Origin of the sequence: Labrenzia sp. R5_0, assembly GCF_017743835.1 — a bacterium.
GTDB classification, from domain to species: Bacteria; Pseudomonadota; Alphaproteobacteria; order Rhizobiales; family Stappiaceae; genus Roseibium; species Roseibium algicola.
The window spans coordinates 478301-490179 of record NZ_JAGHRK010000004.1 but is presented as its reverse complement, the minus strand read 5'-3'; the positions used below and the strand labels follow the sequence as shown (position 1 = coordinate 490179).

General features: G+C 62.1%; 10 protein-coding genes. All 10 read left to right on the top strand.

Features of this window, described 5'->3' with window-relative positions:
• The first annotated feature begins 64 nt into the window (after positions 1–64).
• The 10 genes from acnA to J7447_RS22175 all read left to right on the top strand — a co-directional run bounded on the left by acnA (position 65) and on the right by J7447_RS22175 (position 11706).
• Positions 65–2740: an aconitate hydratase AcnA gene (acnA, locus tag J7447_RS22220; protein ID WP_023002755.1), complete on the top strand. Its 2676-nt coding sequence runs from the start codon at positions 65–67 to the stop codon at positions 2738–2740.
• Positions 2741–3056: 316 nt separating this feature from the next.
• The gene (locus J7447_RS22215) at positions 3057–3446 is read left to right on the top strand and encodes a VOC family protein (protein ID WP_023002754.1); all 390 of its coding nucleotides are present in this window, start codon (positions 3057–3059) and stop codon (positions 3444–3446) included.
• Positions 3447–3588: 142 nt separating this feature from the next.
• Positions 3589–4245: a DUF4129 domain-containing protein gene (locus J7447_RS22210; RefSeq protein ID WP_209170995.1), complete on the top strand. Its 657-nt coding sequence runs from the start codon at positions 3589–3591 to the stop codon at positions 4243–4245.
• Entirely contained in the window at positions 4242–5564 is a 1323-nt protein-coding gene (locus J7447_RS22205) for a hypothetical protein (RefSeq protein WP_209170994.1), read from the top strand. Before J7447_RS22210 ends, J7447_RS22205 begins: the two co-directional genes overlap by 4 nt.
• Complete coding sequence (locus tag J7447_RS22200) at positions 5554–6510, top strand: MoxR family ATPase (protein ID WP_055659892.1); 957 nt, start codon at positions 5554–5556, stop codon at positions 6508–6510. The genes J7447_RS22205 and J7447_RS22200 overlap by 11 nt, the downstream gene beginning before the upstream one ends.
• Positions 6511–6563: 53 nt before the next feature.
• Positions 6564–7805, top strand: coding sequence for a DUF58 domain-containing protein (locus J7447_RS22195; RefSeq protein WP_082444732.1), 1242 nt, complete (start codon positions 6564–6566; stop codon positions 7803–7805).
• Positions 7805–8800 carry a stage II sporulation protein M gene (locus tag J7447_RS22190; protein WP_209170993.1) on the top strand — a complete coding sequence of 332 codons (996 nt, stop codon included), beginning with the start codon at positions 7805–7807 and terminating at the stop codon, positions 8798–8800. The genes J7447_RS22195 and J7447_RS22190 overlap by 1 nt, the downstream gene beginning before the upstream one ends.
• Complete coding sequence (locus tag J7447_RS22185) at positions 8797–9720, top strand: RDD family protein (RefSeq protein WP_209170992.1); 924 nt, start codon at positions 8797–8799, stop codon at positions 9718–9720. The genes J7447_RS22190 and J7447_RS22185 overlap by 4 nt, the downstream gene beginning before the upstream one ends.
• Before the next feature lie 45 nt (positions 9721–9765).
• On the top strand, positions 9766–10656 hold the full coding sequence (locus tag J7447_RS22180) for a hypothetical protein (protein ID WP_023002747.1): 891 nt from the start codon (positions 9766–9768) through the stop codon (positions 10654–10656).
• A gap of 267 nt (positions 10657–10923) precedes the next feature.
• Positions 10924–11706 (top strand): hypothetical protein, encoded by a 783-nt coding sequence (locus tag J7447_RS22175; protein ID WP_023002746.1) that lies wholly within the window; start codon positions 10924–10926, stop codon positions 11704–11706.
• The last annotated feature ends 173 nt before the right edge of the window (positions 11707–11879 follow it).

Here is an 11879-nt window from a genome sequence, read left to right as displayed (position 1 = left end):
AGTATGCCAGGCACCGGCGCACACACGGCCCGGGCCTTTTGGACAATAAAGGAGATCGCACGTCGTGACCCAGTCCCTCGACAGCTTCAAGTGTAAGAAAACACTGACCGCCGGCGGCAAGACCTACACCTATTTTTCCATTCCCGAAGCGGAGAAGAACGGCCTCGAAGGTGTTTCCAGGCTGCCGTTCTCGCTGAAGGTGGTGCTTGAGAACCTGCTGCGCTTCGAAGACGGCCGCACGGTGACCAAGGCAGATATCCTTGCCTGCGCCGAATGGCTGAAGACCCGCAAGTCCGATCACGAGATCTCCTATCGCCCGGCCCGCGTGCTGATGCAGGACTTCACCGGTGTTCCGGCCGTGGTCGACCTTGCCGCCATGCGCGATGCTGCCGTTAAGCTCGGCGGCGACCCGGAAAAGGTCAACCCGCTGGTTCCGGTCGACCTTGTCATCGACCACTCGGTGATGATCGATTATTTCGGCACCAAGGACGCCTTCAGGCAGAACGTCGAACTGGAATATGAGCGCAACCGCGAGCGCTACGAGTTCCTGCGCTGGGGCCAGTCCGCCTTCAACAATTTCCGTGCCGTCCCCCCGGGAACCGGCATCTGCCACCAGGTGAACCTGGAGTACCTGGCCCAGACCGTCTGGACCAGGGACGAGGACGGTGAAACCGTCGCCTATCCCGACACGCTGGTCGGCACCGACAGCCACACCACCATGGTCAACGGCCTGGCGGTTCTGGGCTGGGGCGTCGGCGGCATCGAGGCGGAAGCCGCCATGCTCGGCCAGCCGATCTCCATGCTGATCCCGGAAGTTGTCGGCTTCAAGCTGACCGGCAAGCTGAATGAAGGCATCACCGCGACCGACCTCGTGCTGCGCGTCGTGGAAATGCTGCGCCAGAAGGGCGTCGTCGGCAAATTCGTCGAATTCTATGGCCCCGGCCTCGACAACCTGTCGCTGGAAGATGCGGCCACCATCGCCAACATGGCGCCGGAATACGGCGCGACCTGCGGCTTCTTCCCGGTCGACAAGGAAACCCTGAAGTACCTGGAAGCCACCGGCCGCGACAAGGACCGCGTCGCCCTGGTTGCCGAATACTCCAAGGCGCAGGGCATGTACCGCTCCGGCGGCGAGGAGCCGGTCTTCACCGACACGCTGGAACTCGACATTTCCACCGTCGTTCCGTCGATTTCCGGACCGAAGCGTCCGCAGGACCGTATCAATCTTGCCGATGCCGCAGCCGGTTTCGCCAAGACCATGACGGACGAGTTCAAGAAGGCGGGCGAGCTGTCCAAGCGCGTTGCCGTTGAAGGCAAGGACTACGACATCGGCAACGGCGACGTTGTGATCGCCGCCATCACGTCCTGCACCAACACCTCCAACCCGTCCGTTCTGATCGGCGCCGGCCTCGTGGCCCGCAACGCGCTGAAGAAGGGCCTGAAGGTGAAGCCATGGGTGAAAACCTCCCTGGCGCCCGGGTCCCAGGTCGTGACCGACTACCTCGAAAAGGCCGGCGTTCAGGACGATCTCGACGCGCTCGGCTTCACGCTGGCCGGCTACGGCTGCACCACCTGTATCGGCAACTCCGGTCCGCTGGACCCGGCGATCTCAAAGGCGGTCAACGACAACGACCTGATTGCCTGCTCGGTGCTGTCCGGCAACCGCAACTTCGAAGGTCGCGTCAATCCGGACGTGCGCGCCAACTACCTGGCCTCGCCGCCGTTGGTGGTCGCCTATGCCCTTGCCGGCAACCTGAACATCAACATCACCGAGGATCCCCTCGGCGAGGATCAGGACGGCAACCCGGTCTACCTGAAGGACATCTGGCCAACCACGGAAGAGATCACCGACCTCATCCGCGCCTCGATCAACGAGGAGATGTTCCGCACCCGCTATTCCGACGTCTTCAAGGGCGACGAGCACTGGCAGGGCATCAAGGTGGAAGGCGGCCTGACCTACTCCTGGCCGGTGTCCTCGACCTATGTCCAGAACCCGCCCTACTTCGAAGGCATGACCATGGAGCCGAAGCCGCTTCAGGACATCGAGAATGCGGCGGTCATGGGCCTGTTCCTGGATTCGATCACCACCGACCACATTTCACCGGCCGGCTCGATCAAGCTGGACAGCCCGGCAGGCAAATACCTGTCCGAGCACCAGGTCGCCCAGAAGGACTTCAACTCCTACGGCTCGCGCCGCGGCAACCATGAAGTCATGATGCGCGGCACCTTCGCCAACATCCGCATCAAGAACCAGATGGTTCCGGGTGTCGAAGGCGGCGTCACCATGAAGGACGGCAAGAAGGAATGGATCTACGACGCCTGCATGGAATACAAGGAAGCAGGTGTTCCGCTGGTTATCTTCGCCGGCAAGGAATACGGCACGGGCTCGTCCCGTGACTGGGCCGCGAAGGGCACCAACCTCCTCGGCGTGCGTGCGGTCATCGCGCAGTCCTTCGAGCGTATCCACCGTTCCAACCTGGTCGGCATGGGCGTCATCCCGCTCACCTTCAAGGAAGGCGAAAGCTGGCAGTCGCACAACATCACTGGCAAGGAACGCGTGACCATCAAGGGCATCGCCGACATCCAGCCACGCCAGATGATGGACGTGGAAGTCACCTATGAGGACGGCACCACCAAGACCATCGAGTGCCTGTGCCGTGTCGATACGCTGGACGAGCTGGAATACATCAAGGCCGGCGGCATCCTGCACTACGTGCTCAGGAACCTCGTGACGAGCTGAGGGCCGGCTTTTCAAGTCAGATGAGATCGAAGCGGGCCCTGAGGGGCCCGTTTTTTTGGATAACACCCCCCGGTGGGTCATTCCGGACAAGTGCAGCGAAGCTGCGCGCTGATCCGGAACCCAGCGCGTGCTTCGCGCCGCAAGCGCGTCTTTTTTAAGTGTCGGATGCTTGTTTGAGTTTGCGCTCGCTTTCGCTCACGCTGATTCACTGGATTCCGGATCGGGCCATGCAGCTGCGCTGCAGGGCGCTTTTGTTATTTGCCACTGGTGGAAAAGTCCGTCAGGCTCAACCTCAGGCAGTTCCGGAGGTTTCCTCATGCCAGATACCAAACCACCGCATCTCTCCCATATCGCTCCGGTTTTTCCGGTTTCCGACCTGAAGGCGGCAGTCGCCTATTACCGGAACAGGCTCCTGTTCGAGAGCCGGTTCGAATGGGCGGATACGGAGGCCGAGCCCGTCCGCTATGCCATTTTGTGCCGGGACCATGTCGAATTGCATCTGTCGGCCGGGGCCGGACGGCATCCGGCGACGGCCTATTGCTTCGTGGCCGGGATCGACGGCTATTACACCTCGGTGACAGAAGCGGGCGCCGATATCGCCGAGGCGATCACCGACCGGCCCTGGGACATGCGCGAATTCGGTGCAAGGGACCCGGACGGGAACATGCTCTATTTCGGCGAGCATCTGGAGCGGATCGGGCAGTGAATGCCCTGGGTAAAAACGGGGAGCGAGATCCTAACGGAACCCTGGCAGCAGCTGTCGGTTGCGAAGCTCAGAACGAGCCGCTAATAAACCCGTCATGCGCCGATTTTTGATCGTCTGTTTTTTATTGATCCTTTCAGGGACTTTGCTCCCCTCATATGCACAAGAAGCCGTTCAGGAACCGCTTGAAATCGGCGACTCGGGCACGGAGTACCTGCGCGCAATCCGTCTGCGCGGGATCGATACGGACGTGGCCTATTTCGACCCCTCCGCACCGCCACCCAAACTGGACACCACCCAGGAACCGCCGAAACCTGCGGCGGATCAGGCGGACCCGACCATCGACAACCGCTGGATTCCGGGCCTGATCGTAGGCGGCATCCTTGTTGCCGTTGCCTATTTCTTCCTGCGCTTCGGTGGACGGTTCACGGTGTCGCTAGGCCGTGAGGCAGGCAACCCCGACAGCACCCGCCCCCGCATCCGCGGACAGGCCCCGATCTGGGCGGAAAAGCTCGCCCCGCTTGACGAGATCCTGCGCATGGAAGATCGGCAGAGAGCCCTTGTGCTGCTGACGCAAAAGGTGCTGGCCACCGCCATTGCAGCCAACGGCATCCTGATGCAGCGCAGCTGGACGGCACGCGACGCCTTGCGCCAGTTGCCCGAAAGCCAGGCGAGGGAACTGCTGCGCAAGCTTGTGACCATGGCCGAACGGGTGCAATTCGGCGGCAGGCACGTCAGCGAAGACGAGTTCAACGACCACGTTGCGAACTGCCGCTACCTGCTTGGTCCGGAGGCGGCATGAGCGAGAGCGCTGCAAATACGCGGCCGAAGGGCCCGAGCCTGGAAACCGCCGTCATCGCACTGATCTGCGTCGCGGTTCTGATTGCCGGCTGGTACATCCTGTCCCAGCGCCAGCAGGTCTTGCGCCGCTCGCCCGCCGGGCTGGACGGCCTGCAGGTCTGGCTGGCGACAAATGGGGCCAGTGCGCAGAATTTTGCCGGCGGCTGGCTGATGGACCAAACAGCGGTCGGCCTGCTGGTGGTACCGCTTTACGATACGCTGCCGGACAGCGAACGCAGCAGCCCGCGCACCAAGGAAGAACTGCTGCTGCAGCAGGACGAGTACGATCTGGCGACCGCGGTCGTCCTGGAAAAGGCCGAGCGTGTTCCAACCCTGCTTGTGCTGCCGAAATGGCGCAGCGGCATGCGCCTGACCGGCCTTGCCCACCCTTTCCTGAAGGTTGAGGCGGACCGTCTTCAGACAATCGTCAACAAGGTGATCGGCACCAGCAGCACGAAAATTGCCGTCGCAAGTCGGCCCTTCTCCGACTTCCGGTACCAGTCACAGCAAGGCGAGCCCTTGCGGGCGGAGATCTACGCCGCCCAGACCTTCGCAAACGAGGCCTGCCGCCCGATCGTCGGTGACACCGGCGCAATGCTGCTGGCCGATTGCCCGCTCGCCGATGCCGGTGACGGCGAACAGGAGCGCATTCTGGTGCTGTCCGATCCGGACCTGATCAACAACCACGGCCTGCGATTGGGCGACAATGCCGGCATTGCCCTTGATGTTCTGACCGAAAAGGCCGGCAACCGGAATATCGTCATCGACTACAGCCGCTCTTCTTGGCTTCGCGATCCCGTGAACGAACCCAAGCGCGAGCGCACCTGGGAAGATCTGCTCCGTTTCTTCGGACCGCCCTTCCTGACCCTGTGGCTCGGCACAGCACTGTTGCTGGGGCTGGCGCTCTGGCGCAGCTTCATCCGCTACGGCCCCATCCGCGACGAAGAGGCGGGACCTGGCGCCGGCAAGGATCTGGCGGTCCAGGCGCGCGCAAGGCTGATGCGGCTTTCCGGGCAGGATGGCGCCCTCATTCGCGAATATGCGACCGCCCGTATTTCGGCGACGGCCTCTGCCCTGTTCGGTCCGGCCCATGCCCGCCACTATGCCGGGGAAGACGCCTTCCTGACCTACACCGAACGCCGGCATCCGGCCCTTGCACCGCGCCTGCGCGCGATCCTGGCCGACATACGAAAACTGCCTGCCCGGCTTCCGGCCACGGAAGCCATCCAGCAAATCGACCAATTGGAACAGGTATTGGAGCAAATAACCCATGACGCTTGAAGCGCTGCGCGAACGGACCGATGCCTTGCGGACGGAGATCGGCCGGACCGTACTCGGTCAGGACGACATCATCGACCTGTTGCTGATCGCCTTGTTTGCCCGCGGCCACGTGCTGCTGGAAGGCCCTCCCGGCACCGCCAAGACGCTGCTTGCCCGCAGTTTCTCCGCGGCTCTGGCACTCGATTTCGGCCGTATCCAGTTCACGCCGGACCTGATGCCCGGCGACGTGCTCGGCACCTCGATCTTCGATTTCCGCACCAACGCCTTCGTGCTGACCAAGGGCCCGGTGTTCTCGCAGGTGCTGCTGGCCGACGAAATCAACCGCGCCCCGCCCAAGACCCAGGCCGCCCTGCTGCAGGCCATGAGCGAACGCATGGTCAGCATCGACGGCACGGATCATTCCCTAGGACGGGAATTCATTGTCGTGGCAACGCAGAACCCCATCGAGCAGCAGGGTACCTATCCCCTGCCGGAAGCCCAGCTCGACCGGTTCCTGTTCAAGCTGGTGATCGACTTCCCGCCCGAGGACATCGAGATGGCGATCCTGCGCCAGCACGCGGACAAGCCGTTGGAAGCCGGCATGGAAACCGCCACGCTGTCCAAGGTACTCGATTCCGCCACCCTTGAGGAAACAAGGGCGCTGGTCGATAGCATCATCCTGAAGGATGACATCCTTGCCTATATCCTGCGCCTGATCCGCGCGACCCGCCAAAGTTCCGAAATCGCCTTCGGTGCCTCGACCCGCGCGGCCGACGCGCTGGCAAGTGCGGCACGTGCAACGGCGGCACTCAACGGACGCGATTACGCCATTCCCGACGACGTCAAACGTCTGTTCGTGCCGGCCCTTCGCCACAGGATCGTTCTCGGCCCGGCGGCGGAAATCGAAGGCCGCAGCCCGGCGCAGGTCCTGGAAAACATCCTCAACCAGATCGAGGCTCCCCGCTGATCCGGCCGTCCAAACGACTGCTCGCCTTTGGCGCATTGGCTCTGGCCATCTCGGTGATCACGGTTGTCACCGGGGGCGCTGCGCGTGAAATCGGCGCGGTTCCCTGGATCGTGCTCGTGCTTCTGGTCGTCATCGACATGGCCATGTCACTCCGGCGACCGCAGAACCTGACGTTTGAGGCTCCGGCGGAGGTATTTGTCGGCGAGACGGCAAAGCTTCAACTGGAACTTGCCCAGGCGCCCTTGGCCCTGCGAGCGAAACTGGACTGGCCGGAAGGCCTCGGCGGCGACGCGGAGTTCGCGTTTGCCCCGGCAGCGGACGGCAGCTCGCGGGCGGAGGTTGCCTGCCGGGCGATCCGGCGCGGCGTCTGGCGCGTGGACCATCTCTGGCTTTCCTGGCACTCGCGCCTCAAATTGCTGGAGTTCGTGCCGAAACTGGCCGTCGGCGCAGAAATCCGCGTGGTCCCGAACATCCGCATGGTCCAGTCCGGGCAGATCACCACCACCGTTCTGTCGACGCTTTACGGCGTGAAGGAAAACCGTGCTGTCGGTGAAGGATCGGAATTCCAGCAACTGCGGGATTTCGTCCAGGGCATGGACATCAAGACGATCGACTGGAAGCGGTCGGCCCGACGGCGTTCCCTTGTCGCCAAGGAATTGCGCGCCGAGCGAAATCACCATGTCATTGTCGCACTCGACAACGGCTATCTTATGCGCGAGGAGATCGGCGGCCTGCCGAAGATCGACCACGCCGTGACCGCAGCGCTGGCGACCGCCTGGGCGGCTGCCATTGGCGGTGATCTGGTCGGCTATTATTCCTACGACGTCAAACCGCGCACCTTCTCCGCACCCGCTCCGGGCAGGACGGCGTTTGCACGGCTGCGCAGCTGGACGGCGGAGCTTTCCTATGTCAGCCGCGAAACCAACCACACCCTCGCGCTCACCGAGTTGAACGCCCGGACGCCCAAACGCAGCCTGCTGATCATCTTCACTGATTTCGTCGACACCACATCGGCCGAATTGCTGGTGGAGAACATCGGCATCCTGGCCAAGCGGCACCTGCTGATCTTCGTCGCAATCCGAGATCCCGACCTTGAGAAGCTGGTGGAAACGGCACCGGGAGATCTCGATGGCGCAGCCACGCTTGTTGCCGCCAACCAGGCACTCAATGAACGCCGCCTGGTGTTCGAAAAACTGTCCCGAATGGGCGTTACCATCGTCGACGCCAAACCGAATGCCGTGACCGCGCGGCTGATTTCCGCCTATCTTGAAATCAAGGCCCGGGAGCTGATCTGATGGACACACAGGATCTGATGCGCTCCGCCCGGTTCCGAAAGGAGCGGGAAGCCGACTGGCAGAGGCTGGAAACCCTGGTTCGCAAGGCCGAAGGCCAGGGCCTTCAGCATATGGAATTCGCGGAGACCCGAGATCTTGCCTCTCTCTACCGGCAGGCGACGACCTCGCTGGCGATTGCGCGCGAAATCTCGCTCGACAAGGCCCTGCTCGGCTATCTGGAAGCGCTCACGGCCCGTGCATATCTGTGCGTCTACGCCCCGCAGGAACGGCTTGGGGGCCTGCTGGAGCACTTCCTGAGGGAAGGCGCGCCACGGGCGATGCGCCGGTCCTGGTTCTACATTCTGATCGGGTTCCTGTGCATGGCGCTAGGGGCCCTCACGGGTTATCTGCTCTATTTCGAGAACAACGACTGGTTCTACGTGATGATGCCGGCCGAACTTGCCGGCAACCGTGGGCCGGACGCGACCACGGAATCCCTGCGCTCGGTCATCTACGGCACCGACCAGGCAAGCGGGCTCGGAGCATTCGCGACCTATCTGTTTTCCCACAACACCCGCATCGCGATCTTCGTTTTCGGTCTTGGTGTCTTTGCCTGCGCCCCTGCCGTCTTGCTGACATTCTATAACGGCCTGTCGCTCGGTGCCTTCCTCGCCCTTCACGTCGACCGGGGTCTGGGTCTCGATCTCGTCGGCTGGCTGTCGATCCATGGCGTCACCGAAATCTCTGCCATCTGCATTGCCTGCGGCGGCGGGTTGCAACTGGGGTCCGCGGTGCTTTTTCCGGGTGACAGATCGCGCAGCGTTGCCTTGCGCGAAGCCGGTCGCGATGCCGTGAAACTGGCGATTGTCGCAGCCATCATGCTGGTGGTGGCCGCACTTCTGGAAGGCTTCGGCCGGCAACTGGTGCAAAGCCTTGACGCCCGGCTGATCATCGGCTGGGGGATCGGTGCGCTCTGGCTGTCCTGGTTCCTGTTGGGAGGCCGGAGCCGGCGATGAGAGTGCGTTTCTGGAAACGAACCAAGACCGATCAGCCACCGGCATCAACGCTTGTGCCGCCGGAGGGCGTTGCACTGACGCTGCCCATCGCGGGTGTTGGGGTGCGCTTTTCTGCCCAGCTCATCGATATCATCCTGACCGCGATTGCCGCGACCTGCCTGGTGATCCTGCTCGCTCTGATCAACCTGACGACACCGCAGACACTGATGGCCATCGCCGCCCTGCTGTTCTTCCTGATCCGGGTTCCCTACTATGTGCTGGCCGAGCTGGCCTGGAACGGCCAGACCCTCGGCAAACGGCTGATGAAGATCAAGGTGGTTTCCCATGACGGCGGACCACTGACCGCCCGCGCGCTTGTCCTGCGCAACCTGATGAAGGAGGCCGAGATCTTCCTGCCCGGGACGCTTCTGCTGACGCTGGATTCGGCAACGCCGCTTGCCTCGCTCGCCGCTTTTGCCTGGGTTGCCATGTCGCTGATGATCCCCCTGTTCAACCGCTACCGGCGCCGGCTGGGCGACATGATGGCAGGCACCCATGTCATCCACCTGCCGGTGCCGGTGCTTTTGAAGGATCTGGCCAGCGAGACGGTCGCGACCGGGACAGCACGCAAGAAATTCGTCTTCCTGTCCCATCAGCTCGACCACTACGGCGCCTTCGAACTGCAGACACTGGAAACGCTGCTGCGTGGCCAGAATACACCGTCCGGAGCCGAAGCTGCCCACCAGCGGAACGCCACCCTGGAAGCAATCGTGGAAAAGATCCGCAAGAAGATCGGCTATGCCGCTCCGGTGCCTCCGGTGGATCGTTTGCCGTTCCTGCAGGCGTTCTACAACGCCCAGCGGGAACATCTCGAGCAACGCCAGCTGTTCGGCGACAAGCGGGAAAACAAGCACTACGCCCAATCCGGCGAGGAAAAATAGACCTTTCGCCCTCTCCAGCTCCAGTCATCAAGTGGATCAGCCAGATTGCAGAAACAGGACAATCATAGTCTCAGAGCCTATTTCCTTGATCGGGTTGGCCAGTCCGAGGGGTCGCAGGGGCGCCATGTCCGGCAGTCACTTGGGATCGGCGCGCTGATAGGAACCAGTTTTTCCATCACGATCCGGAATCTTGTGCCGGTGCTTGCGATCGGTTTTGTAGTCAGCCTCCTGGGCGCTCTGCTGGCCGGATCGCTTGTCGGGGTCGATGCCGCGCTCAATCTGGAAACGGACGACACCAGCGACCTGGCCGGCCTCGTCGACCTTGCGACGGCCTTTGTCGATGTGATCGTTTTTGCCGTGACTGCGGCCTTTCTCGCCCAGCTGACCTATGACGCCCGGTTGAACCGCCCGGTCTCGATTGCCCGCTATTTGCTGCCGGCCCTCAAGGCCAGTGCGCCGATCTGCCTGCAAAACGGGCTGCTGGTCGTCATCTTCGTGTGCATTGCGCTGCCGCTGGTCTTCATTGCGATCTTTGTGAATACGACCCTGATTTCCATCACGGCGCTTGCGGTTCTGCCTTTTGTCGCCCTGTGGGGATGTTCGGTCTTCTCGGTTTTGGCCCCCGCTGTCGTCATTGAACGGGTTGGCTTCAGCGGCATGAGCCGCAGCTGGGCGCTGACGAAAACCTATCGTTGGCAGATTGCCGGCGCACTGCTGCCGGTCTGGCTTTGCTCGCTGGCTGTCACGATTGCCGGCGCCTTTCCAGTGGAGCTTCTCGCCCGTGAGGGAAGTTACGTCTGGGCCCTGCCCGTCTTTGCCGCAACCAACGCGCTGGCAAGCGGACCGTTGGCAATCCTTGCCACGTTGGTTTACGCGCGACTGCGCGAAATCAAGGAAGGTATCAGCGTTGACCAGGTCGCCGATGTCTTCGACTGAGTGTCAGGAGGGTTGAACTTCCGCGCAAGGCCCGGCTTGTGACCTGCTGCAGAAGGATTTATGGTGAAAAATCGCAAGAGTAACTGTCTTCAGCAGAGGGCGGGCAAGATGCTCATGCGATCGGGATCTACCGGTTTTCGGACAGTCCACGGCTTCAGGCGGATGATCGTCGCTCCTCCCGTTTGGCGGGCAGCGTTCGTCGGTATGTGGGCTGGAATTAGATAACCACTTTTGAAAAAACTATTGGAAGTTTTACGGAGCAATTGAATGACCGACACGACCCTAAGCCAGCCCACGGCCTCCCTTGGCGTTGGCTCCATCATCGGCGAGAGCTTCTCGATCCTCCTCAAGCATTTCATTCAGGTCGTCATCGTCGGCTTCGTGCCGAACCTGATCGGCTTCCTGATTTCCGGCCTGCTGGTCGGCTTCGGTGCCGCACTCGGCATCCAGCCGCAGGAGTTCACCGGCCCCGGCAGCGCTGTTGCCAACGTGCTGTCGATCCTCGTCAGCATGGTGGTCTATTCCATCACCACCGCACTTCTGGTGCAGCTTGCCTATGACGCGAAGCTGTCGCGCCCGGTACAGCTTGGCCGTTACTTCGGTCCGGCCCTGAGCGCCGTCGTGCCGCTGGCGATCCTCTCGATCGTCGTCTCGATCCTGGTTGGTATCGGCCTGGTCCTGCTGGTCGTTCCGGGCCTTTGGGTCTATGCGGTATTCGCCGTCATGGCACCGGCCGTGGTGATCGAACGCGCCGGCTTCGGTGGTCTTGGCCGCAGCAAGTATCTTACCAAGGAATACCGCTGGCCGATCCTGGGTGCGCTGGTACTGGCCATCATCTGTGCGACCATCATCAACATCGTCGCTCTGTTCGTCGTCGGCCTCGTGGCCTCGGCCGGCAGCATCGGCATGGTCATCGGCATCATCCTGTTCGCTGCCATTTCCACAGTCGGCGCAGGTTTCCTGAGTATCCTTGTCGCACTGATTTATGCGCGCCTGCGTGAAATCAAGGAAGGCGTCAGCGTCGACCAGATCGCATCTGTGTTCGACTGATCGCCCAGCAACGCGGGCAAACCGCGCTGCTTTTTGAAATTGTCCGGCAAGCGGGTCCGGACACCAGAGCACCCGGGGCAAGCCCCGGGTGTTTTGTCTTTGAGCAAAGACAAGGCGGGGAATTTTCCTTGCATCATAACAGTGCGGCCAACTAACAAGGTTCAACCCAACCT